Genomic DNA, 22,380 nt, shown 5'->3' with positions numbered 1-22,380 from the left:
CCCGCCGGAGCGGGTTACATTTCGTTGTTCGGTTTATCGGTGTCCCCACCGTGGGGATCGCGATGGGTGTGAATATTGAAAATTTCTCTGACCCGCGCCAGCGTGCTTTTGCCGTCGGAAATATCCCCCGTGGCGGACAGGTCGCCGGTAACGGCAGTGTCTGCCTGCAGTTCCGTTTTGCCTTTCACCGTCAGCGTGTCCGTTATTTCTACCGGACCGCGCAACGTCCCTTTACCGATGATTTCATAGGTGCCGTTTTCGGGGAGTGTCAACGTAAACGCGTGCGTTTCGCGGTTGTAACGAAACTCGGCGCCGTCGCTGAATCGGGTGATGTGTTCCGCGTCGCTGCCTTCTGGCGCCGGCATGGCGCCCGTATTCCAGCCAGGGAAAACGCGGCCGTTATTCAGCTCCCCGCTTTCTGAAAGTACCGTAACAGGATCGCCCACTGCACAGGGGTTTGAGTCACTGCGATGGGCGCCGGCGAATCCCTGACATAACGGAAGCCAGGTTGTAATATTCTCGCCAATCTCCACGCGGCAGAATGGCTGAGGACCGTGCTTTACCGAATGAATAACCCCTCGGCGGACCATGTTGGCAACCCGGCGCTGCAGGTCTGATAACACGTCATCACTCATCGCCGGCGCCCTCTTTTTTCTCGTAAATAAGGCGATAATCGTCAACGTGCGCGCGGCCGATGTTTGGCGCCTTGCCCAGAAAGACCTTTTTCAATGGCCCGGCTTTCGATTCAAACGGATCTTCGCCCATCGCAGCCACCTGGCTGAACGTGACACGCCAGACGATATAATCTTCCATTGCGATATCAAATTCATCCGGGCCAGCTCTGACAAACTCCGCCGGCTCCAAGCCCTCAAGCCCAAACGTTCTCCCCTGGATCCATTGGCTCAAGTCCGCGGCCGCCGTTCGGATGTAAACCTGGGGCTTTGTGATTTCGTTTGTGCCGGCACGGTCAACGACAACAAAGAGATCATGCTCAAACTCAACGCGCAGTTGGCCATCCGAACCGGGGGCATTTTCCCAGCCGGCGATCGACAAATACACCGCCGGCGTTTCCAGCTGCGTCACTACTTCCGGGTAATCATCTGCATTGGCTATCCACTCAATTTCGCGCAGTGCGGACAATATCGCGTCGTGATAACTCGCCATTAAAATCGGTGTTGGCATAAAACCCTCACACGTTGATCCGCGCCTTCACGCGGCCTTTTAAATCCGTTTCAAAGTGATGGAAGAAAATCCGCGCCACGTCCGAAAATGCGTTGTCTTCGATGTAATCCAGCATCGGAGCATAGATATCTACCTCGGCCTCTTTTGCGCGGCGGGTCTGAGGGTCGCGGATCAATACTGTCCGACGGCCGGCGCGCGTTCGGCCCACTTCACCATCAGGGAAGTTTTTTGCAGCCAGCAAGGCCCCTTTAGGCTCAAACCCAACTTCAGCGGCGGCCCGGCGCCTGGCTGCGATAAATCGCCCCGTTCTCGGGTCCCGACGGTCATGATGAGGCCGGATCCGACCTTTTACCCGGCCTTTCAAGTCCTTCACCTTGATAGCATTCAGACCAAACCACAATTTACCCTCGTCCAGCTGGGAGCCACGGGTTAGGCGAAACGACAGGAGACGCCGGCGGATCATGGATTGGTTGCGCGGCGCTATGCCGGCCTTCATATCGGCAACGACACGCTTTCGCAACGTCACGGCAGTACGGTTTAATGCCCGGGAGTAGGCGCGCAAATACTGCTTATGGTTCGCGCCGGCGGAAACGGCTATTCGCTGTAGCACCTGCAGATCGATATCAAACGGCAGATCACGCCTTAACCTGCTTTCTCGGGCCATTATTTACTCCATTTATCGATCGCTGGCTGTTGTCGCCCAGGCTCCCCTCTGGCAAGGCGAACCCGCGTTCGGCCTTCTTCATTCGCCCCGATGTGCGTCACCCAATAACTCACGCTATCAATAAGCACCTGGCAACGGTTTTTCAGGCCGAGAATATCCCGGGTATACGCGCTGATTGCTGGCGATCGGTCATCGATTTCACCACCGCCAGGGATAGTGACCAGAGCATCCGGCTCCTCAAAAATGACCGTAACGGGGCGATGTTCCGCCCCGATCACTAAAACCGCCTGCACGTCCTCCGCAAATGCACGATCAACACGCTGATCGGCTCGCCTTAGTCGTTCAGAAAAACGGGACATTTAGAACCCCAAACGCACCGGGGCCGATTCTTGCCCTGCTTCGCCATCACTCCAGGCGCTACCGGCCAGCGGAGAGGCGACGGCCTTCGCCTTGGCGCCGCCATCATCAGCTTTAGCCGTCAGCGCGCCGGTAGCATCCAAATACAGCTTATCGCCGGCGTTCCAGGTCTCATCGGCCAGTTTCGGCAGAACAAAGACCCCCACCATATGCAACACACCCCACAAACCGGCGGGAATGTCGTTATGTGCAACGCCGACCAAGCCCCCCACCGCGACAGGTTGCCCCGAAAGGACGGCTTCGGCTGTGGTGTTGTGCCAATCCAATGTTGTGCCGTCTTGCTGTAAATTCGTTGCCATATTGATTCTCTCCAGATATGAAAACGGGTAGCCGTAGCCACCCGCAGATATAAAAAAACCGCCGTATCAGGCGGTTTATCAGGCTTTGCCGGTAGACTTCACCAGGCCGCGATAGTCGAGCGGCGCGACACCGGCATCGATGCGTACCTTGAAAGCGGCCCCGTCGATAGTGAATCCCTGTTGTTGCTCCAGATAAACCGTATCGATGCCATCAAGATATGCCACCTCGATCGTGTCCTTACCCTGCGCGGCCGTCAGATACCAGGCATCAGCGCTATTATTATCAAGACGCGCCTCCCCGATCACTTCGACAAAGTTTTGAATTGGGTTGCTGATACCGCTGTTTGCGTCGGCACCCGGCACACTGACCGATTTAATCAGCTGATTCGCTTTGGATTCCAGCGCTATCGGCGTCAGCATGAAGGCAGGGCGGATATTGAGCTGGCGCTTGCCGTTAGTCTGCAGCAGCATCGCCTGACGCGCTTTATCCAGGCCGTCGATCGTCAGCGGCTGATTGACCAGGTTTTTGTGTTCGGCACTGAACAGCGCTTTTTTGTCGCTCATGGCCGGGTTAGTGGTCAGCACCGCCCACACCAGATCGCCGACGGTATAACGGGCGGCGCCGCCCATCATCTGCGGGATGCGGGTTAACATATCCATGTCATCGTTGATAATGGTCTGGCGATCGATACTGAACAATTCGCCGTAGGTGGCCAACGCGATAGGCTCCCCTTTATCGCCGACTGTGACATATTTGTATTCAGCCCCCGGGCGAACCTCGCGCAGCTTGTCGAGCGCCCCCAGGCCCACACGATGAGCCGTTTTGAAGTCGGTCAGCGTGCCTTTACGCGTCCAGCGATCGAAACTTTCGTTTGCCTCTTCCCAGCCCAACAGCGCCGACTTGTGCGCCACATCCATCAGGATGTTGCCAAAATCCGAACTGGAATGCGTGAAGGCCAGGCCAACCATAGTTTGGCCAGACATACCGGAAACCCCGATACCGCGATCGGCTAAAGATGCCCGCGCCAGCTCGCGCAACGTCATTCCCTGGTAAGGGTTGTCTTTTTCTGCCTGCGCATGGCCGGCACGGCTCATCACCGACGCGCGAACACCATCGCCGACCAAGTTACCATTGCCGGCATAAATGTGAGCGCTGGCGCCACCGCTCGGCGTAGTCCCTTCCGCCAGCTTCGCCAGAAGGCGATCTTTTGCCGTACCCGCATCACAACTCATGTCGTTAACGCATTCAGAGCACAGGGCCGCCAAATGAGGGAACCCCTCAAACACAGCTTTCACCGCCGTAACACGCGCGGTATTGTTGGCCTGCAGGGTTTGCTGCAGCTGCACAGCCAACGCGTTGACGTCGATCTGCGTCGCCGCTTGAGTCGTCACTTGAGTCGTGGCTTGGGTTGTGGCCTGTGTCGCATTGTTTTGCGCCGCCTGCGTTGTCGCCTGAGCGCGCGCCCCAAAGAGAGAATTGGCTTCTTGTGGCATATTTTGGTAATCCTTCAGTTTATTTTGATTAAGCGATGCAGCTGCATCGAGTGGTTCTTCAAGCACGTCGGCGAAGCCTTTGGCCACCGCCTCCGCACCATCCATCCAGGTTTCAGCTTTCAGCAATGCGGCGATTTCATCGCGGGAGAGACCCGTTTTGGACATGTACGCGGTCAGCATCATGTTTTCATTGCGATCCAGGAAGTCGGCATAGTCCCGCATTTCATCCGAGTCCCCCGCCATACCTCCCCACGGTTTATGGATCATCATCCAGGCGTTGGAAGGCATATGCACCGTGGCATTAGGCAGACACGCAATCACCGACGCCATGCTCGCCGCCAGCCCATCGATATAAATATCGACGGTCCCTGTCAGCCGCTGCATCGTGTTGTAAATGGCGAACCCATGCATAACATCCCCGCCTGGGCTATGAATATGCAGCTCGATGTTTGTCGCCTCAAACACCCCGGCATCACGGCAATCATTGATAAATGACTGCGCAGAGATCCCCCACCGGCCGATCTCTTCGTAAAGATAAATTTCTACGCGGCCAGGGCGCCCAGCTGCAGCCCGGATTTCATACCAACTTTCATTATTTACAGCATCAATCCCGCTCAGGCTTGCCTTTGGCGCCATCCACTGCGGGGGTTGTGTCTTCTTCATTCGCTTTAGCTCCTGAGTCATTGGCGGCGTCAGAATCCAGCACCAGCCCATTTTTGCGGTTAAACTCAATTTCCCGCACGCGCTGGCGCTTAATCTCTTGAGGGGACTCACCCCGCGCGCGGATCCATTCGGCCTCTGTTCCAGCCCCACCCCTAACAATCGCTTTCCAGGCTTTGGCCTCCTTCTCCGGATCGATCCACGGCATCACCGGCCCCAGGTAGAGCGCGTTATAGAGCGTGGACATATCAACATCATCGGGAAGTTTAATTTTGGACAGGCGCAGCATATCGACCCACGCCCGATAAATCGGCCGGCTTTGTTGGCCTACAAACCAGTTTTGCAGGACGTAATACCCCTCAAACCCTTCAACCAGTTCCTGACGCTGGCTGGAATAACTGCCGTTGTAGTCCCGGGCAATACTCGAATAGCTCCCTCGAGTCCCGCCGGCAACCGCGCGTAACTGACCGTTACGGAACTCATACAAATGCACATTGGGGCGATTTGACTCCACCATGCCCAGATCTTCACCGGGGCGCAGGTCGTCATAAATCACCCCAGGCGCGATATCGAAATGGCGATGTGTCCCTGGCTCAGAATATTCCCCATCCTCTCCCTGACTCGCATCGCCACGCTTGATATAAAACCCCAGCGAGGCCGCAATACGAGCGGCAACGCGCTCGGACTCCTCATAGTCCTTAATGTCTGACAGCCGCGTAATGACGCCATGCAACAGACTGACGCCACGCAGCTGATGGAGACGCTTGCGCATGGCCAGGTGCAGCATGTTCTCTGCCGGCACACGTTTGGTTGCGGTAGACATTCGGAGAGAGCTGGCCGGGTGAGCCTTGTAAACGTTGAACGCTACCGGCCGCCCCCAGCCATTCACCTCGATCCCCTGCACAACATTCCCACTATTGAGGCTGTTCAGGTTCATCGGCACAAAATCGGCTTCAAGACACTCCAGGGAAAGCGGTACGCTGGTCGCATGACTTAACCCAGACACAGGGCCTCGCACCAGCTGAGTAAACACCTCTCCATCACGCAGCGCCGAGCGCAAGATCAGCCGCTCCATTTCGGCCCGGGTGAACATTCCCGTCACCTCGGGCCTTACAGACCACTCCGACCAATGCTTAGCCAGGATCTCCGCACACTCTTCATGCAGCGTGCCATCATGGCGCAGGGGTTGAGGCTCCACCTGGATCCCATTAGAGCCGATCACCCGCTCTTCCAGCTTGTCGAGGATGCCGATCACAATGTCGTGGTTTTCATCCAACCACCGAGCTTGTTCTCGCAACGACACGCCGGAAGCAAACACAGCCGTATCTGCTGCCCGCCCCTCTCGCTTCGCCTTGTGCAATCGGGATGAATTCGTCGCTTCATAGGCTTTTAACTGGTATCGGCTTCGCGCGCGTGACAAAGCCCACCCAGGCGCCAGCGCACCGAGTGTTTTTTCGAATATCCCCATGTATTACCTACAAGAAATTAACGAGTTTATACCCACTGCCGCGATTGCTTGCCTTACGCAGACGCCGCTCCCAATATTCCAACTCTGCTCGCATGGCGGCCGGATCATGATTGGTAATCGCTCGGCCATTGACTCCAGTGAACGACACGGCTTTTCCGTCCAATGAGTCGTTGTAATATTTTCGAACCAGTTCAAGCTGAGCCTGAATTTCTTGCCGGGTCATAGCCAACCACCTCCCCCCGTCCCGGAACCCGAACCACTCAGCCAGCTGCCACCGGCCGCCTGTTGGGGTGCGGCAGGTTTCGCCTCAACTTTGGGTTTTCGTTTCGCCACCACAACCTCCCGATGCGAATCTTCGTTAAAAATATTGGGGTTTGTATCTTGAGGCTCAGCCCAGGCCGGCGGCTGGTCCCACTTAATACGCTCATAACGCCGGAGCATGGCCACGGCGTGGGCATAACAAAACAGGTCAAAAGCCTCATTATTGCCCTTGCCCGGCTTTCGCCATTTGCCATCTGCGCCGCGTTCTTCATACGTCAGCTCGTCAAAAAACCATTCACCGAGCCAATTAGGGAAATGAATATACCCAGCGCCCGGAGCCTCACGGCTCAGCGAGCTGCTTAGTTGATCTTTCAGCGCGTCGGTTTGCAGCAAATACACCGGCACATCACCGCGCGCAGAGGCACGGCGATCACTGCGATCGGTATTGTCCGGGTGAGTTTTCGTGATGGTTTTTTGGCGGCGGTTACTGTCCCCTTTGATGAGGTACACACGTTTATGCACCCCATCACGGCGACACTGGCGCCAAAACTTATAGGCATTGTCGGTAACACCGTCTTCACCGCCCGTGTCTACCGCCATTGCCAATATGGGCATTCGCTTATCCGGTTGCTCCTGCAGCCGATAGGTTTTATCGAGCACATCGCTGATCAGCAACTGCCAATCCTCCGGGTAAGCACCAGGATGAATCGGCAACGCCTCACCGGTTTCAGCATCGCACCGCATAGACTGCTTGATGTTGTAGCGGTCAACCAGCCAGCGCTCCCCGTTCTCGCCATATCCCATGATTTGAACCACAAAGCGGCGGTTTTTGCCGCCTTGCACATCCACGGCAGCCAATAAAAACCGGACCTTTGGCGGCACCAGGCGTTTACCGTAATCCTCGACACGCGCCAGCAGTTCCTCACTGCGACGTTGTTCCGATGCCGAACGCGGCAAATAAGGGCGCCCCCAGTCGGTATTTATTACCGTCTTGAGCGCTTCCTCTGCGCCGGTTGCCTCATAATCCTGCTCAGCGGTCAGCAGTTTGTAAACGAGCTGCGCCCATGTCTGGTAAGCCGCCGCTGGACCTTCCATCCAAAACGACGCTATGCGTGAACGGCGAGGCTCACCGCCCCGATTGCCTGCTGAGTCGATACTCTCCCCTTCACGCAACCAAACGCCCTTTTGATTCAGCGCGCGCTTATGCTCGGCGGTGATCGTCTGATTGCAGTGAGGACAACTCATGTAAGCGGCCTCACTGGCTTTAACCGGGTCGGATACCTCACGATAGCCGGCCATAACTTCCAAAATCGGCTGAAAATACTCTCCGCAATGCGGACAAGGCCAATACCATTTACGGCGATCGCCACGATTAAATAGAGAAAGAATACCGGTAGTTGGCGGCGCCTCATGCTCTGATCGCCGGCGCCATTTCGAATCTCTGATATCTCGCCCTGGGGAACTTTCTACCAAGGTCATGCCCGCACTCATAAACGTTGTCGTTCGTTTTGAGGCCAGTAAAAACCCATCGCCCTCGCCATCAATATCTTCCGGCATACGGTCGTAGTCAGTCAGCGCTACGCACTTGTAATCGGAGGATGACATGATATTGACTGAGGGCCATCCCAGCTTGAGATAGTTACCCGCCAGAAAGGTCCGGTCGTGAACGTTATTATCGTTACGGCGTGGGCTTAACCGCTTGGCAACTTCAGGGCTAACACGAAACGTCCGCGATAAGCGTTTTTTGGAGTGCTCCCGCGCCTTTTCCTCTGAGATCTGAACCACCAACATATCGGCAGGATCACAAACGATGTTGTAGACAACCCAGCCATCTATCAGGCCGATTGTTTTACCCGTTCGGGCGGGACCAACAAAGATAACTGCATCGTATTCACGCGAAGCCAGGCAGTTCATCGGCTCAATCACATACGGCGCCACGCTCGGGTCCCACTTAACAGAGTTGCCCGCGCCCATAGGCACATGCATAAACTTTTCAACAGCTTCAGCAACCGGTATGCGGCGCGGAGCCTGAATAATACCGGCCATATTTCGCCGGGTTTCTGCGGCTGATGCCTGTGCGACCATTACTCCTCCTCGGGCATTTCCTCCTCAATCTCTGTATCAGCGTTCATAACCTTCAGCGCTATCTGATCGCGCAGGTCATCGATAATGGACTGCACCCGAGAAACTGCGGATGGAGCCAAAGCACAGTCACGCTCCAGAATATCCGGCAAGGTTTCCAGTACCTGGACCATAGCTTTAGCCATATTTGAAAATTCACGGGTCACATCAGCTGCGGGGATCAGCTCGCCGATCTCCTGCTCAAATTTGAGGCGTTCCCGCTCTGACTGAAACCAGGCTTTCCTGTCCATCGGCTGCATTTCATCAACATCAGCCACAGGCGCAGATTTCACCAGTTCAGCTAGCACATCCGGCAACGTGTAGAGCTTCAATTTGGCATTACTGCCAGGGGCTGGCTCGACGTTTTTCAGTCGTGCCGCGATGGTTTGCCGATGTGATCCCGTAATTGCCGCCAGCTGATTCAGGTTCAGCCTGACGTTCTCCAATTCTTTATCCATGATGGTGAACACTTTTTATACGATTCGACATCTTGAAAAATTTATTTCAAGTAAAAACAATCAAGTGAACACATGATGATGATGTCAATAAAATGCGAAAAACTAGTCGATCCCCGCGTGTCTCAGCCCCCTCGGTGTTCAAAATCGCGGAAGGGACCCATAAAAATGAGATTCATTCTCATTGTTTGAGTCAATTTCCAAGAGGTGGCGCAGGAGGTGGCGGCGGTTTAACGAATGGGGTTTCGATATCAGCAGGCTTTTCTATGAATCCGACACCATGCTCTATCTGAAATGCTTCTGATAGAGTTGCGTCTCGCCAGGCTGTTTCGTACCTGCGCGCTGTAACCTGTGCGCCCGCTGTAATGGTTTTCTTTTCCAGCACAACCTCCACCTGCAGCACAGGTTTACCTGTCACCAACTGACGCCGGCCGCGCGCTCTCCCCGTGATGCCTTTCTCGCTAACTACTTCATGCGTCATTGGTCTGTGCATTATGAAGCCTTAGTTGATTGTTTTATCGTCCGCAGAGCGTCGGCTTCCTGTAACCCCTGAAGTTGCCTATTCAGCTTGTCCACCGTGACCAGTAGCGGCTCAAGCCAGTAAACAGCCTGGCCGTATGTCAATCGGCAGCCGGCGGCAGCGGCGGCGGAATCTGTTGCAGTAGCGCCGGAGGCAAGGCCTGGCACTGCGCCGGAACGTAGACGGTTCGCGTAGTCGAGCACGCGGTGAGCGACAACAGGATCAACACACTGCCGGCCAGCCGGGTCACGCTTAACAATCGTGCGGATTTCATTCTGAGCCTCTTCTGACTTTAGGCCGACGGCCATTTGATACCCGGCCACGGCGCCGGCGATTTGGTTCATCCGGTTAAACTGAAGCGCCTGTGTTGCGATAGTTTCCCCCTGCAGAGAGTTATCGGCCTGCAGCTGCCGCGCGCGCCCCTCGGCCCTCTCCGCTCGTTCTGAGTAGTACGAGACAGACCACAGACAAATAGCCAGGGCAGCGACAAGCGCCGCCCCCACGCCTAAGCGCCAGTTTTTGAGCAACGCGCCGGCAATCATGCGGGGATCTCAACGTGTGGAGCGTCCAGGAACTTCGCCGGCGGGCCTTCTGGATTATCCGTCCAGGTGATACCAAATCGCAGCTTTACGCCCAGCTCTTGGCCAGCCTGGCGCATCGCCACCAGCACCGGAAGCCAACACTTATAGTTGTTCCAATCGGCGCCAACCGGTAGCAAATCCACCGCATTACCAGACAGGTGCCGGCTGTTCATGGTCTTGCTAGCGCCGGCGTTAAACAATTGCTGTTGCCTTGCCTTGGTGCGCAGGCCTTCAATAACGGAAAAATCAACCGGTGATAGCTCAAGGGCGCGGCGTACAACGGCCACCAGCTCGGGGTTAACACCAACGAGGTTTTTCTCGCTGCGTTGGCTGAAGAGGTAATTAGCGGTCATTTTTCGGTTTATCCTTCTCTTCCATTGGTACATGCGTTTTCATGCTGGAAAAGGCGCGCAAAATGGCCAGGCAACGCTCTACACCTATCCCACCAATCACAACGCCAATCAGTAATGCGTTGTCCTGGCTCATTCCAAATAGCTCCAGGGAATTGATGACGCCCATCGAGATCAGCAGGCAAATGGCGCCAGCATAAACAGCATCCATCCATGACTTGCCATCGCGCAGCGTCAGTAAGGTAGCCATGCCAAACGCAGCGAACGATCCATAAAGCACGGGGGCATTAGTTTTCATCCACAGCAAAGTCGCCTCCAGGAATCCCGGCGGCAGGTGTTGGTTATTCATTGCCCGGCTCCGGGTATCAGAAAGAGAAAAGGCCACGCATAAGCGCAGCCAGCAAAGAAAAAGCCCCGGCGGGTCAGGCTAGGGCTTTTGGGGGCTGAGGTATGTCTGTACCGAGAACGCAAAAACATCACGTTATGAAAAAAGGTATAGCAAAGGCTCAAATCTGTCAATTCATTTTGAAGTTATGCCAACTCATTTTGTGGTTAAACTCTTTTTTTCGAACAGATTGCGCATAAATACAGCTATCGATTTATGAAGAGGAAAAGAAAGTTGACGGTCTTAATAGGGCAGCATACTTTAATGCCTGCATTACTAGTAAAATTTATACCTACTTAAAAAGAGATTGAATAAAATGGCAAAAAAACCAAAAGTTATACCTCCTTCCGTGCCCTCTACTGCTCCAGTTATTGGCAATTTGGTACAGGATTTACAATTGACCGATTGGAAAGCATCCAGTAAATCGGGCCAAGTCACGGTATCCGGCATCAGTGGAAGAACTGGCCAACACGTCCGCGTTACCACCTATGAGGGACCAGGCTTCACAGAGCGCACTGTTTCAACTTGCGATCCAATGTCTTTGGAACAGCGCCGGCAAGAAACGCAACGCCTGCGGAGCACGGGTTTGAGCCAGCAACAAATTGCCGACCGCTTAGGCGTATCTCAGAAAACAGTTAGCAACGACTTGAAAATGAAATAATGATTATCCCCCGCTGTGACACGTCACATTAATTTGCCGTGACGCGTCACAAGGTTTTAAGCACCAGCTCTTTCCATATCAACGTTTGAGCGCATACCGCTTCACCATTTCGCCAACACCCACCAGCAGGCCCAGGCATCACCTCGCCACACGTCGGACAACTCTTTTTCGCCAGCTCCGCCAGCTTCAATTTTAATGACCGGTCATCTTGAACGAACAATAATTCAGCGTATTCCTCCACGGTATACGCCGCCTTTCCTGGCCGACGTAAAGCCGCGTTTCGCCGGTACGCTTCATACTGCGCCTCTGTGACCACCAGCTTTATAACGCGCTGGCCGCCGGCTTTCAGTTTTTCCCGGGCTTCCCGGTCGCGCCGGCGCTTCTCACGCTGGCGCGCTGCAGCCCGCTCCCTGGTGTCAGCCATCGGCGCGAAGTTTCCCCGTTGCTACAAGCCGCTGTAGCTCCTCCTCGGCCTTCTCGCTCCACTTCTCACCGTGTTCCAGGTAATGCCCCAGCATGAAGTAAATCACAGCGGCCTGTTCGGCTTCTGCCTTTCTCGGGATGTCATGGCCACCAGCTCGAAGCGCCGCCGCCAGGTGAAAGCATTGGAAATTAGGGCGTCCGAGGATATCCGCTAATTCAGCCGTCAAAGGCGGGAGTTTGCCCAGGCCTGGAGCTGTTGCCTTCAGGTCTTCAATTTGGCTGCGCAGCCCCTGCGCGCAGTCATGTGAACCACTTAAACCACGCTGCCAGCTAAACCCACAATCACAGGTAAAGGTGTTCCCTTGTTCGGTTATTTTCATTGCTTCGCGGCTCCCTCACGATAGCCCTTTATGTAGTCCAGCGCCTTCAGAATCCCCCAACCGTAGAGGCTGAGTAATACACCAGCGATGAAGTAACCAAAAGGCCCAGACCCTGTGACTTTAATGTCAGAGACAACAAGCACCGCCGCTACAAAAATTAAGGTGCGAATAACACCGATAAATATGTTCATCACTCGTCTTTCCTCATTCATGATTGAATTGCTCCATATGTCGCAACAGTGAACACGATAGGCTTAGCTAACGCCGCTGGGTTCGGGGTTTCCAGCCCTATACAACTTTTCACCAGCAGGGAAAGCAAAAAACAGGCAATCACTTTTGAAATTGTCATGCGCCCCTCGATCCAGTTAGCCGCAGGGGCCACCATCAGGCAGATAATCAGGATGGGCGCGCAGCCATTGTTGCAGCTGCATACGGTCCGCTTTTGATGCCTTGCGCCAGTGTGGCGACTGGCAAGCGTCCGGGCCGGGTTCGCACCACTTTTCCCACATTTCCAGGCCTGGCTCGTCGAGCTTCGCGAACGTGGCGCGCTGATAGCGTGTCCCGTCCGCCAGCTTTACCGCCCAACTGCGGCGAATGTAAACATCATCACAGGTTAGGCCACCGCAAAACCGTAGCTCGGCCCCTTCAAAATTGATTGGCTTGGCCATCAGTTCACATCCTCCACCAGCTCGCCTTTTGTTAAACGGTTCAGGTTTATCAGCGCCGCGCGCAACTCTTTTGCGTGGCGCAGTTCGCCGATCAGGCGGTGAATCTCTGACGTCATAAACTCCACAGTCGGAACCGTGATCGTTTCCATGTTTGCCATTGCCGGCGCGCGGGCCTGCGTCACATCATTTGTGCCTGAGCCACCAGCTGCAGGAACTACCGGCGGCGCCGGCGGGCTATCATCCGTTACGGCAGGCGCGGCAGGCGCGGCAGGCGCGGCAGGCGCGGCAGGCGCGGCAGGCGGCACGCTATCGCGCTTTTCTTCCAGCTTGTAGTAATTCACTCTATCCAGCGTGATCAGCCGCACGCGGCAGGCGCGGCGGTCATGAGCCAATAGCGGCCCAATATGCCCCGAACTTATCCCAGCTGCAGAGGCCAGCTCCGCAGCGGTCATTTTCCCTCGTTGCGCCAACAGTTCACGCAGCTGGGCCGACGTCACTTTTGGCTTAGCCGGCGCCGTTGGTTTTGCCGCCGGAGTTGGTTTGGATGCCGGCACGGCCGGCGGAGACATGGTTAACCTAACGGCCTCTTGCTCTGCTGCGCTTAGGACTGAATACAGCCCGTTATCAAATCCAAGCGTTCCCCGGCGATAAGCCCCAGTTAACAGCGCGCGTAACGTGGTTTCGCTCTCGTCCAGGACGTGCGCCAGCGTGTCCAACGACGACGGCCCCCGATCCTCCAGCAAGCTGATCACCTCTGAAAGTTTTACGCTCACTGTTAGCCCTCCCCTGGCGCGCAGCAGCTGCACAAATCAGCCGCCACCCAATGACAGCCACCAGCACAGCCGCGCGAATAGGAACAGCCGCACACGCGGCATTTTTGGGCCTCGTCAGGTGTAACCCGATAAACACCGGCCATATAGTCGCCAGTGCCATCGATGCGCGTCACAGTGATGTGCTGCCAGGTGCCGAAAACCTTACCGGCCAGGCGGCGCACAGCTCCTTCAGCGCTGGCCGTATTAGTTGCCTGTTTGCCGGCGTGTCTTGCGATGTATGCCCCGCTGGCGTACCGCGTTTTTACGTCAATGCTATGGATCATTCCTTTGCCCTCCCGTTGGCCGTATGGGCCGGATAAAATGCCGATGCCGGGTAATATCCGTATGCGTCGACCGTGAAGCCGCGAAACTGTGCCGGCTCATACTTCACCGCTGTAACCCCCAACTCTCGAACCCAATCAGGGAGCAAAAATTTCTGAGCAATTGGCGTTGGCCAATAGAGAAACACCCAGGAGTTAGGCTTGCGGCGGCTGAATTTATAAGACATGCCCAGCTGGCGGCGCGCGGCGTGATTAGATTTCATTGGCCACCAGCCTTAGCGAGTAGCCGAGCCAGTACCGGCGCTCCTGCAGTTGGGAATTCAGGGCGGAAGCGCCAATGTGAAATAGCGTCCAGCTCCACCAGCTCATCATGGTCTTCAGAGCAAAGCTCCCAGCTGAAAGCCTCGCGGTCCTGCGTCAGCTTGTGCGCTATGTGCTGGACGTTCCCCATACACACCACGTCTACGGGTACGCCATACGGCGGCAACTGCTCAGAAACGGGGATCCATCCATCGGCGCCAGCTGGGGCCACTATGCGGCCATCGGATAACGCTGCGGCGTAAAGGTCCTGATTGCGCTTGTCGCGCAAATTCCACTCAGCCCGGGCGGCGGCGATCAGCAATGCCAGATCATCAGCGTCGTTTATCTCAGCTGATACCTCGCCACTTTGGGCGCCGCACTCATGGCAAAACACAAAGGCTTCATACCAGCCCGGAATTAGCGCGTCACCGCGTGTTAGCGGCTTTTGCGTGGTTTCGTAGCGGATAACCTCCGCCGGGGCGCCGGCGCAATATGGGCACGCGTCCAGCTCTGCAGCTGTGATTTCACTCTTTCGGCACATTGTCGAGACGTCCTTAAAGATTTATTTAAATAAAGATTTAACGCTGCGATGCCTAAAAAAACGCCCCGGCTAGCGGGGCCAAAGACTACACACAGCAATCAGTGTTGCGACACCAGGGCGCTACCCCTGCTTACTTCCCGCCGCTCTGTTTTGGTATTGGCCGCCAGTTGCTGCGGCTCAGCCGATTCACGGGTCTTTGCGTCGGCCGGCGCTGCAGTGCGCTTGCACACATCACAACGGGAAGAGCACTGCCTTTGACCACCTTGCGCCGCTCTGCCCGTAACGTTGCCTTTGCGACCTCACTACCTCGCCGCCAGGGGAAGTTACTCAGGTGCCATGCCACATATCCGGTGCAGTGCTCTTCCCGTTGTGAAGTTGTGACGGCGGGACTTGAACCCGCATAACGTCCGGCCGGACCGCATGAGATACCCTGGGTTATGATCCTTGGGTAGCGCTCAACTCCCCACACAAGGGGCGCTCTAACCAATTGAGCTACGTCACAACTGAAAGGACACTCCAGGTCAGCGACGCCCCCGTCCTGCCATCCACCAGCGCGGCGGGAATGTCCTTTCATGTTGTGCGCCCGCCGGCATAGCGGGCGCGTCTGGAGCCTTTACCTCAACGGAACAACTTGATAGCCGTCATAGCGCGTCATGTTGCGGCATTCACGGGCGCCCCAGGCATCAGCGGCCTGTTTGGTCGGGAACGTGTTACCGTTCACCCACACGCCGCACACGCGGTATTGCAGACGGAATTTGTTAACTGCAGGCTTGCCGGACAGCTGACGCTTTAACCAGTTATTGGCGCCTTTTTCGGTTTTGAATGGCTTGCTCTTTGTGCGGGTCATCGCTGTGAAAGTGCCGTCACCGTTAGGGAAAACACCAACGCTAACGCTTTCATTGTTGCCCAGGTCGTAAGTGGTTTTTTTCATCGGGTTATCTCCGGTTTGGCCCTGGCGGTATGCCCGGCCGGTGAAAACATATTAGGACTTTTAGTCCTAACCATCAAGCTATTTTTAAAGATTTATTTAATTCTTTATTTCGTTATTCCGGGAGGTGTGCCGATGACAAAGACCCGATGCGCGAACGAGTCCGGCGCGTCCCTGACCTCTTTAATCGCTTTGTTGTTGCGCGCCTGGCACGGTACGCAGAAACCGCTACGGACATAGCGAACATTGCCCCCGCATTTCGTACATACGCGGCCGATAAATTTAACGTCCCCCGCCGCGCGCGCTGCCTGGCGATCAGTGCGCATAATTACCCAGCCCGGCCAGCACCTTCGCCAGCTCGTCACGCGCGGCCACAATTTGCCGCGTAGAGACTCCGTGAACCATTCGCAGCGAATGGCCATCCGTTAGTTTTGTCAGAATGTCGATCGCTTCCTCGATCGCCGTTCTATCATCAGCAATGCGGCGCTTTTCCATCATTCCCCCGTTGTTTGCTCAACCAGGCCGCGATAAATCCGCGGCCCTTTGCTAAGCGCCGTTTGTAGGTGCTCAGCGACATAAAAAGGGCGTGGGCTTTGTCTATCTGTCTGGCTTTTTTGTCGAGGCCCCCCAGATCCCACGCCCCGTATTCAATTCGGATTACCGTTGCCGCATTTCTATCAGCTGCAGCCAGCGCCATCACAGCGGCCTCTACGTCTGCCTCTACAGTCCACAGCGCTTGGCCACGGCCACCGCCGGAAAACATGCAGCCGGTGATCATCATCATTTCCAACATTGACCCGAAACCAGAGCCGCCATAACCATCGGCGCGGATCCATCTGGCCCACTGCTCCAGAAGGGCGTCCAGCTCATGAGGGCGCATAGCTAAACCTCGATAATGGTGATCGGGTAGTGTTGCTCCACCAGCTTTTTCTTGATTCGATACTCAGCAGTACGGACGCCCTTCACGTCGATAACCTCAACAACACCGTCAGCGCCAAAAACCACAAAATCCGCAACGTACTTCACACCGCCAGGCAGATGAAACGGCACCTGACGGAGGAACATCACAACATCGCCGGCGCGCTGCCGTAGTTTGAGCTGGCCGTAATAAGCCGCTTCTTTTTTGCTGTCGAACGTGAAGCCATCGACAACCGTTTTTTTATTCCCGTATTTCCCTGGTGTTTGGCGCAATGTCTTGTAATTCAGCATTGTTAATTGGCCTCTACCGGCATTTCGCCCAGGCTGAGATCGAAACCTATCTCGTCTTTCACGCTCTGCGGCAGACGTTCCCACGTCAACGCACACAGATAGGCGTCTGTGCCGTATTTCTCGGAAAATTTCACCGCTGGCTTGCCTACAGGGTGACGAACGGCAAAACCGGCAGGCAGGCGAGCACCGACGGGGATTACGCCTCTATGATGCGCAGCGCAAGCGCCATAGCCCCGAAAGTGACAATCGGGATCGGTACTCCCAAAATCAGGATCATGATGAAACTCAGTCCACGCGCCCGGGTTTTCAATTTCGCGGCCGTCCAGGATGCAGGCAATACAGCCAACGGATTGAATTACAGCCGTGATATACAGCCTTTCCTTTTTTGTTGGTGTGCGGCCGTTCATTGGCGCTCTCTCCGCAAAAAATCGTTAAATCGAGTGATCAGGCCAGCGTAAGCCGTGCGGGCGTATGGGTTGCTGTTCAGCTCACTGCGGGACTTGATGCCGCACAATGTGCGCAGCTGCTGCGCGGCGGCTTCTTTGTCGTTTACTGGCGTATTGGTTTCCACAGCCAGAAAGCGCCAAAATTTTGGATTTGCGCAGTAGCGCGCCGCGCCTATGACGTAGCTCATACCGCACCCCGGAAACCGCGCGCGCGGCTGTAGCAGGCCGAAAACGCTTCTTCGGGGGTAATGTATTGCCGGCGTTTCTGCTCAGACTCCAGCGAGCCAGGGCGGCAGCAGACAAAGAGATCGGCAGGTGTGATCGGGTTGTCATCAAAAAGGCTATGTAGCGGCGCGTGCGGTATGCAGATCGTCGCCTGGTGTCGGCGAAGCAAATCCAACTCGCATTGCTCGTTTATCCCTGTGACGACGATCACCAGGTCCCGGGCTTTGCGGTTCGCCTTACGGTTCAATATCAGACGGCGGAGACGGGTAAATTTCTCGCCAGAATCAAGCGAATCGCCGGTGTTGTCGATGTGCTCGACGCGGTAACAACCTTTCAGGTCTTTGGCCAGCTGCCGCACCATAACTACTTGTGCGCTATGCTGGCCTCCCACAAACGCCATAAGCATCATGATAAGCCCCTCAGTGAGTCCCGGCGGGCATCGCGGATAGCCGCATGAATCTCTTCAACGCTCCCCGCGTCCTTGCCGACCTCCTCCAACACAGAGACGGCATTTCGCACCTCTTGCACGGTTACATTAGTTGTCGCCCACCGAGCAACGATCCCGGGGCCGTTCAAATTGCATCGATGCGCCGGCAGCTGCAGCTCATCAAAAACCTGCTTCAGGCGCGCCAGATTGCGAACCATTAGCGACCCCTGCAGGCGGCGCCGGCGCGGTGAGGATTCGGAGCTATTTTTTTTCGTTAAAAACAATTCGCGCATTTGGTTGATCGCCACTAAACCATCAGAAGCCTGAATAATCCGCGCCTGGTTATCAGGGCTGGGGAATCGCTCTAAACGGGACCAGGCGCCAAGAGCCGACGGGGTAAACCCGTGTTTTTCTGAGCACTTTTTAATCCCGCCTTGCTGTTTCACCCACTCTAAAAGAGTCACAGCACACCCTCAAAAACCACACTTAATTTAAAAATAACCACAATTTGAGGTTTCGACAAGCAAAAAAATTATGCAAAACTACAATTTGTAGTAACCTAACTGCAATTTGGGTAAGGGTACGTGATGAAAACTAGAGACGAACAAACTACACAAGTGATCGGCTTGCGCCTGCAGCAAAAGAGAAATCACGCCGGGAAGAGCGTGGTAGACGTGCAAAACGAGACCGGCATACCACGCAGTACACTACAGAACTATGAAGCGGGGATCCGTCAAGCGCCATTAGGTGTGATTCGAAAGCTCGCCAGCGTCTATAGGACCTCAGCGGCTTACCTGGCCGGGCTTTCTGACTATGAGGGCGACGATGAAGCCCTGGCGTTCTCCACTGCTGATCCGTTTCTTGCCGGCAAACAGACAACGAGAGATGACCCGCTGGCGTTCAATAGCTCCATGCTAGCCCAAAAGGGATTATCACCTGCAAAACTGGCACTGATTCAGTCTTCAGATAACTTCCTAGAAGAGGTGCCAAAAGGCGCCGATGTGCTTATAGACACATCCGTCAAAGAAGTTACAGCAACAGACATTTATGCGTTCAAAGATGATCGCGACAACATTATTATTCGGAGCGCACGCCAAGAAATAGGTAAATCCGGGTTTACTATCTACGCTACGAAAGATGTCCATTTTCCACCTAAATATATCTCAGGTGAGGATGACAGCATTTCGGTTTTTGGACGGGTCGTCTTTGTGGGTAGCTGGCGGTAATACCTCGGCACGGCGTTACGTCGTGCATTTTTTTACCCTCAAAAACCACAAAACGAGACCAAGACCACACTTCGAAGCGATCGATAGCGCTCAAAGAGGCCATTATGCAAGATTACAGCAATACTTCTTATGCAGATTACACCATGAATACTAACGATATTTTGTCAAAAAGCATGGCTGTAGAATCTATTCTCCTCAACGTGCTTGATCGAGAGGGAAGGAACCAAGGGGAACTATTCGAAGCTGTATTATCCCTATTATTACAACAAGTAAGGGAAATTGATAGGTTTCGAATTATATGTGAGAAAGATAACCGCTTCTCCGCCGAGCTGATCCGCATTGGCTCACACAATATCGGTGCTGTAGCAATGACCGAGCGGATCCAGGCAGAAGGGGACAAAAGCGGAGACTTGGCTGAGGCGCTGTTAACCCTCATACAAAACCAAATTTTTGAGATTCAGTTAGTTAGGAGTGAGATCACCTCATTCTAAACATACGCGGGCATAGTCGCGCCCGCAATCTTTATTTCTTTATTTAAATAAATATTTACATCCCTCTTTACACCTCCCAGGCATTGCGATAAGCTCCAATACGCTTAATCTTTAAATATTTAATTAAAGATATATTTACGGAGCCTCGACAATGACACTTTCAGTAGCCCTCGCCTCCGGTAAAGGCGGCGTATCAAAATCCACCCTGGCCCGCGCCTTGGGTGTCTCTTATGCAAAATCTGATTGGACCGTACTCGGCGCCGATCTCGATATTGGCCAAGCAACAATGGCTAACTGGATGCGCCGGCGCATTGCGAACAACATCGAGCCGGTTTTTGACGTCCAATCATTCGGGGCGCCGTCCCTGGTGAAAAAGAAAATCGAATCCGGATCGTGGGATATGGTTGTGCTGGACTGCGCCGCGTTCGCGTCAAAATCCACTATAGAGATCGCCCACATGGTAGACCTAATGGTTATCCCGACGCGTTTCAGCCTCGATGACCTGGAGTCCACAGTGCATACGGCTAATAGCCTGGTACAAGCCGGCGTCCCTATCAAAAAGTTGGCTATCGCATTCAGTGCCGTAGCCGAGAACGCGCAGGACTATGAAGACGCCAAGGCATACATTGGCCAAACCCCGTATTTCATGATTGACGGCTACATTCCCCAAAAGCCGGCTTTGAGCAAAACGCAGGACCTCGGCCGCAGCATCATTGAATGCGCCTATGTTGCCCCGCGTGAACGAGCCGATCACGTCGTCCAGGGCATCATCGATCGCCTTGAAAAATTAACGAATTAAAGATTTAAATAATTAACGATATAAATATTTAAGGAGCACATTATGGCAGGCCCATCAAGACCAGCAAAGAAAGGGAAGGGCATTGCGCCAACACTCGGCCAGACCGCAACAGGCGTAGAAACCACAGCCAAAGCGGGCAGGGAGTTAAAAGGCGGCAAGGCAATGAATTTCAACGTTGACCCTGAGTTTTTCACTGACTATAAAACGTTCGCCACAATGAATAACCTGAGCATGAAGGAGCTTTTAGAACGGTCTTTTGCTGAGTACAAGCAAAGACACGGCTGAGGCTAGAAGGTGTAACGGCCGGGATTGCGGCCCGGCCGTTACTGACACATAAACTACGGAGATAGCTTTTATGTCTGAGCAACAATATAACCAACTTTTGAAAACACGTCTAACAGACCTCCCATCCCTTCACGCGGGCGCCCTGTGCTCGCTCCTGGCCAATCGGCCGGCATGGTTGCGCGATATGCTGATCCGTTGCCTGGGTAAATCAGCTTAAATTAATTTTAACCGCCACTTTCGGGGCGGTTAAAACATCAGCTAACTTTTCAGCTCATAACCATCAATCCATTTTTGGATTAATTATTATCGGCGCAAAAATGCGCCGATGTTTCTACTTGCGCGCAGAGTGGCCAGGCGGTATCTTTCCCACATCGCAGCAAAATCTGCGATCGGGATTGAGACCCCGGAATTCTTACAGGCGCATATACCGCGTTAGCGGTTTTTTTATGCGCTAAGCATGGCTGCACCTCAATGGTGGGCTGTGTGGGGCATCCGTAAGGATGGCCGGTTTCCTGTAAGCCCGGTAGTCTCAACCCCACACAGCTCACCACCAGTTAAAGATTGAGACCTTCTGGCGGTGATTTCCAAACGCTTACAGGATACTCATCATGACAGATCAAAGCCCCCTTTTGACCACCCCCGAACACTTCATATCAAGCCAGAACGGCAATCTAATCACCACTTCATACGCAATAGCTGAGGCATTCGGTAAGACGCACAGTGATGTACTGCGCAGAATAAAAACACTAGATGCACCTGAAGACTTCACTAAACGCAATTTTGCGTTTAGCTATAAAATCAACAAGTTAGCAAACAACAAAAAAGATATATACGTTAATACAACAAAAGACGGCTTTATGCTCCTGGTGATGGGCTTCACCGGCAAGAAAGCGATGGCCATTAAAATCGCCTACATCAACGCCTTTAACATGATGGCCGAGGAGCTGGCCAGGCAGCAGAAACAAGCCGACCAGGTGAAGCAAAAGCAGCTGCAGGAGATCGCCGCCAAAAGCGCCCAGGAACACGACCAATTTAAGGCGGCGCCGGCATATCGGAACGAGGCCCGCGATTATGTGTGTGACGTCCTGGCGGGCTGTCAGGCGTTCGCGGAAGAGCATGGGATAAGCATGGCTGATTGGGTGCCCATCGACCGCGACAAAGCCGCCTCGGGCCTCCTGGCGGACCTGCTCTATGGCATCAAGGCCGAGCTGACATTTAGCGCCAGGCTCGAGCCGCAATTTAAAATACTCCCCGCCGGCGCCGTTCACATCATGCCAACCGATCCAGAATGCATGAAAGCCGTTGTGGAGCGTGTTGTAAGCTCCGATATCCTGGCGGCAATGCTCCAAGTAGGCATAGCCCGGTTAGCCGCCGGCGCCAAGTAGTGACATTGTAACCTTTCAACCTGTGACACGTCACAG

General features: G+C 54.5%; 33 protein-coding genes, 1 tRNA gene and 1 pseudogene. 6 read left to right on the top strand and 29 right to left on the bottom strand.

Annotated elements, in window-relative coordinates:
- Positions 1 to 14 precede the first annotated feature (14 nt).
- From ACMGGW_RS24505 to ACMGGW_RS24445, 13 genes are all read right to left on the bottom strand, one after another.
- Entirely contained in the window at positions 15 to 635 is a 621-nt protein-coding gene (locus tag ACMGGW_RS24505) for a phage baseplate assembly protein V (protein ID WP_420279568.1), read from the bottom strand.
- The gene (locus tag ACMGGW_RS24500) at positions 628 to 1,182 is read right to left on the bottom strand and encodes a hypothetical protein (protein WP_197813971.1); all 555 of its coding nucleotides are present in this window, start codon (positions 1,180 to 1,182) and stop codon (positions 628 to 630) included. The genes ACMGGW_RS24505 and ACMGGW_RS24500 overlap by 8 nt, the downstream gene beginning before the upstream one ends.
- A 7-nt stretch (positions 1,183 to 1,189) precedes the next feature.
- Positions 1,190 to 1,846, bottom strand: coding sequence for a hypothetical protein (locus ACMGGW_RS24495; RefSeq protein WP_085337283.1), 657 nt, complete (start codon positions 1,844 to 1,846; stop codon positions 1,190 to 1,192).
- Complete coding sequence (locus tag ACMGGW_RS24490) at positions 1,846 to 2,205, bottom strand: head-tail joining protein (RefSeq protein WP_085337282.1); 360 nt, start codon at positions 2,203 to 2,205, stop codon at positions 1,846 to 1,848. Before ACMGGW_RS24490 ends, ACMGGW_RS24495 begins: the two co-directional genes overlap by 1 nt.
- Positions 2,206 to 2,562, bottom strand: a complete 357-nt coding sequence (locus ACMGGW_RS24485; RefSeq protein ID WP_420279567.1) for a DUF2190 family protein — start codon at positions 2,560 to 2,562, stop codon at positions 2,206 to 2,208. It abuts the gene before it with no gap.
- Positions 2,563 to 2,640: 78 nt separating this feature from the next.
- Positions 2,641 to 4,719, bottom strand: coding sequence for a ClpP-like prohead protease/major capsid protein fusion protein (locus ACMGGW_RS24480; protein ID WP_420279566.1), 2,079 nt, complete (start codon positions 4,717 to 4,719; stop codon positions 2,641 to 2,643).
- The gene (locus tag ACMGGW_RS24475; RefSeq protein WP_380692124.1) at positions 4,661 to 6,184 is read right to left on the bottom strand and encodes a phage portal protein; all 1,524 of its coding nucleotides are present in this window, start codon (positions 6,182 to 6,184) and stop codon (positions 4,661 to 4,663) included. Before ACMGGW_RS24475 ends, ACMGGW_RS24480 begins: the two co-directional genes overlap by 59 nt.
- A gap of 7 nt (positions 6,185 to 6,191) precedes the next feature.
- Entirely contained in the window at positions 6,192 to 6,407 is a 216-nt protein-coding gene (locus ACMGGW_RS24470) for a hypothetical protein (RefSeq protein WP_075686225.1), read from the bottom strand.
- Positions 6,404 to 8,530 carry a phage terminase large subunit family protein gene (locus ACMGGW_RS24465; RefSeq protein ID WP_420279565.1) on the bottom strand — a complete coding sequence of 709 codons (2,127 nt, stop codon included), beginning with the start codon at positions 8,528 to 8,530 and terminating at the stop codon, positions 6,404 to 6,406. The genes ACMGGW_RS24470 and ACMGGW_RS24465 overlap by 4 nt, the downstream gene beginning before the upstream one ends.
- The gene (locus tag ACMGGW_RS24460) at positions 8,530 to 9,024 is read right to left on the bottom strand and encodes a DUF1441 family protein (RefSeq protein ID WP_075686245.1); all 495 of its coding nucleotides are present in this window, start codon (positions 9,022 to 9,024) and stop codon (positions 8,530 to 8,532) included. The genes ACMGGW_RS24465 and ACMGGW_RS24460 overlap by 1 nt, the downstream gene beginning before the upstream one ends.
- A 489-nt stretch (positions 9,025 to 9,513) precedes the next feature.
- On the bottom strand, positions 9,514 to 10,083 hold the full coding sequence (locus ACMGGW_RS24455; RefSeq protein WP_420279564.1) for a hypothetical protein: 570 nt from the start codon (positions 10,081 to 10,083) through the stop codon (positions 9,514 to 9,516).
- Entirely contained in the window at positions 10,080 to 10,475 is a 396-nt protein-coding gene (locus ACMGGW_RS24450) for a M15 family metallopeptidase (RefSeq protein ID WP_154871517.1), read from the bottom strand. Before ACMGGW_RS24450 ends, ACMGGW_RS24455 begins: the two co-directional genes overlap by 4 nt.
- On the bottom strand, positions 10,465 to 10,821 hold the full coding sequence (locus ACMGGW_RS24445) for a phage holin family protein (protein ID WP_154871516.1): 357 nt from the start codon (positions 10,819 to 10,821) through the stop codon (positions 10,465 to 10,467). Before ACMGGW_RS24445 ends, ACMGGW_RS24450 begins: the two co-directional genes overlap by 11 nt.
- 352 nt (positions 10,822 to 11,173) lie before the next feature.
- Between ACMGGW_RS24445 and ACMGGW_RS24440 the strand changes: the two genes are divergently transcribed.
- Positions 11,174 to 11,518 carry a helix-turn-helix domain-containing protein gene (locus tag ACMGGW_RS24440; RefSeq protein WP_420279563.1) on the top strand — a complete coding sequence of 115 codons (345 nt, stop codon included), beginning with the start codon at positions 11,174 to 11,176 and terminating at the stop codon, positions 11,516 to 11,518.
- 46 nt (positions 11,519 to 11,564) lie between these two features.
- Here the strand turns inward: ACMGGW_RS24440 and ACMGGW_RS24435 are convergent, their stop codons facing one another.
- The 16 genes and pseudogenes from ACMGGW_RS24435 to ACMGGW_RS24360 form a co-directional block, all read right to left on the bottom strand.
- The gene (locus ACMGGW_RS24435; protein WP_420279562.1) at positions 11,565 to 11,942 is read right to left on the bottom strand and encodes a hypothetical protein; all 378 of its coding nucleotides are present in this window, start codon (positions 11,940 to 11,942) and stop codon (positions 11,565 to 11,567) included.
- On the bottom strand, positions 11,935 to 12,321 hold the full coding sequence (locus ACMGGW_RS24430; protein WP_420279561.1) for a hypothetical protein: 387 nt from the start codon (positions 12,319 to 12,321) through the stop codon (positions 11,935 to 11,937). Before ACMGGW_RS24430 ends, ACMGGW_RS24435 begins: the two co-directional genes overlap by 8 nt.
- Entirely contained in the window at positions 12,318 to 12,533 is a 216-nt protein-coding gene (locus ACMGGW_RS24425; protein WP_171884959.1) for a hypothetical protein, read from the bottom strand. Before ACMGGW_RS24425 ends, ACMGGW_RS24430 begins: the two co-directional genes overlap by 4 nt.
- A 153-nt stretch (positions 12,534 to 12,686) precedes the next feature.
- A complete protein-coding gene (locus ACMGGW_RS24420; protein WP_420279560.1) occupies positions 12,687 to 12,989 on the bottom strand; it encodes a hypothetical protein in 303 nt (100 codons plus the stop codon).
- Complete coding sequence (locus tag ACMGGW_RS24415) at positions 12,989 to 13,762, bottom strand: helix-turn-helix domain-containing protein (RefSeq protein WP_420279559.1); 774 nt, start codon at positions 13,760 to 13,762, stop codon at positions 12,989 to 12,991. Before ACMGGW_RS24415 ends, ACMGGW_RS24420 begins: the two co-directional genes overlap by 1 nt.
- 319 nt (positions 13,763 to 14,081) lie before the next feature.
- Positions 14,082 to 14,345, bottom strand: a complete 264-nt coding sequence (locus ACMGGW_RS24410; RefSeq protein ID WP_420279558.1) for a hypothetical protein — start codon at positions 14,343 to 14,345, stop codon at positions 14,082 to 14,084.
- Complete coding sequence (locus ACMGGW_RS24405; RefSeq protein WP_420279557.1) at positions 14,342 to 14,923, bottom strand: hypothetical protein; 582 nt, start codon at positions 14,921 to 14,923, stop codon at positions 14,342 to 14,344. The genes ACMGGW_RS24410 and ACMGGW_RS24405 overlap by 4 nt, the downstream gene beginning before the upstream one ends.
- A gap of 375 nt (positions 14,924 to 15,298) precedes the next feature.
- Positions 15,299 to 15,425 (bottom strand) — tRNA-Met (locus tag ACMGGW_RS24400).
- 282 nt (positions 15,426 to 15,707) lie between these two features.
- Positions 15,708 to 15,854: pseudogene (locus ACMGGW_RS24395) on the bottom strand (DUF1391 family protein); the annotation flags it as partial.
- A 312-nt stretch (positions 15,855 to 16,166) separates the two neighbouring features.
- Positions 16,167 to 16,346 carry a hypothetical protein gene (locus ACMGGW_RS24390; RefSeq protein WP_420279556.1) on the bottom strand — a complete coding sequence of 60 codons (180 nt, stop codon included), beginning with the start codon at positions 16,344 to 16,346 and terminating at the stop codon, positions 16,167 to 16,169.
- The gene (locus tag ACMGGW_RS24385) at positions 16,324 to 16,731 is read right to left on the bottom strand and encodes a hypothetical protein (RefSeq protein ID WP_420279555.1); all 408 of its coding nucleotides are present in this window, start codon (positions 16,729 to 16,731) and stop codon (positions 16,324 to 16,326) included. Before ACMGGW_RS24385 ends, ACMGGW_RS24390 begins: the two co-directional genes overlap by 23 nt.
- Before the next feature lie 2 nt (positions 16,732 to 16,733).
- Complete coding sequence (locus tag ACMGGW_RS24380) at positions 16,734 to 17,060, bottom strand: DUF1064 domain-containing protein (RefSeq protein WP_420279554.1); 327 nt, start codon at positions 17,058 to 17,060, stop codon at positions 16,734 to 16,736.
- Positions 17,061 to 17,062: 2 nt separating this feature from the next.
- Entirely contained in the window at positions 17,063 to 17,467 is a 405-nt protein-coding gene (locus ACMGGW_RS24375) for a Ref family recombination enhancement nuclease (protein WP_420279553.1), read from the bottom strand.
- Positions 17,464 to 17,694: a hypothetical protein gene (locus ACMGGW_RS24370; RefSeq protein WP_238969668.1), complete on the bottom strand. Its 231-nt coding sequence runs from the start codon at positions 17,692 to 17,694 to the stop codon at positions 17,464 to 17,466. Before ACMGGW_RS24370 ends, ACMGGW_RS24375 begins: the two co-directional genes overlap by 4 nt.
- Complete coding sequence (locus ACMGGW_RS24365; protein ID WP_420279552.1) at positions 17,691 to 18,140, bottom strand: hypothetical protein; 450 nt, start codon at positions 18,138 to 18,140, stop codon at positions 17,691 to 17,693. The genes ACMGGW_RS24370 and ACMGGW_RS24365 overlap by 4 nt, the downstream gene beginning before the upstream one ends.
- Positions 18,137 to 18,622 carry a hypothetical protein gene (locus tag ACMGGW_RS24360; RefSeq protein ID WP_154871500.1) on the bottom strand — a complete coding sequence of 162 codons (486 nt, stop codon included), beginning with the start codon at positions 18,620 to 18,622 and terminating at the stop codon, positions 18,137 to 18,139. The genes ACMGGW_RS24365 and ACMGGW_RS24360 overlap by 4 nt, the downstream gene beginning before the upstream one ends.
- A gap of 123 nt (positions 18,623 to 18,745) precedes the next feature.
- Between ACMGGW_RS24360 and ACMGGW_RS24355 the strand changes: the two genes are divergently transcribed.
- The 5 genes from ACMGGW_RS24355 (at position 18,746) to ACMGGW_RS24335 (ending at position 22,344) form a co-directional block, all read left to right on the top strand.
- Entirely contained in the window at positions 18,746 to 19,384 is a 639-nt protein-coding gene (locus tag ACMGGW_RS24355; RefSeq protein ID WP_420279551.1) for a helix-turn-helix domain-containing protein, read from the top strand.
- A gap of 104 nt (positions 19,385 to 19,488) precedes the next feature.
- Positions 19,489 to 19,875: a hypothetical protein gene (locus ACMGGW_RS24350; RefSeq protein ID WP_420279550.1), complete on the top strand. Its 387-nt coding sequence runs from the start codon at positions 19,489 to 19,491 to the stop codon at positions 19,873 to 19,875.
- A 151-nt stretch (positions 19,876 to 20,026) separates the two neighbouring features.
- Positions 20,027 to 20,674 (top strand): ParA family protein, encoded by a 648-nt coding sequence (locus ACMGGW_RS24345; protein WP_154871497.1) that lies wholly within the window; start codon positions 20,027 to 20,029, stop codon positions 20,672 to 20,674.
- A 42-nt stretch (positions 20,675 to 20,716) separates the two neighbouring features.
- Entirely contained in the window at positions 20,717 to 20,959 is a 243-nt protein-coding gene (locus ACMGGW_RS24340) for a hypothetical protein (protein ID WP_154871496.1), read from the top strand.
- A gap of 608 nt (positions 20,960 to 21,567) precedes the next feature.
- Positions 21,568 to 22,344: a Rha family transcriptional regulator gene (locus ACMGGW_RS24335; protein ID WP_420279549.1), complete on the top strand. Its 777-nt coding sequence runs from the start codon at positions 21,568 to 21,570 to the stop codon at positions 22,342 to 22,344.
- Positions 22,345 to 22,380 lie beyond the last annotated feature (36 nt).

This window comes from Serratia sp. BNK-4 (assembly GCF_048685115.1).
GTDB classification, from domain to species: Bacteria; Pseudomonadota; Gammaproteobacteria; order Enterobacterales; family Enterobacteriaceae; genus Serratia; species Serratia bockelmannii.
This window is presented reverse-complemented; position numbering and strand designations above follow the sequence as displayed.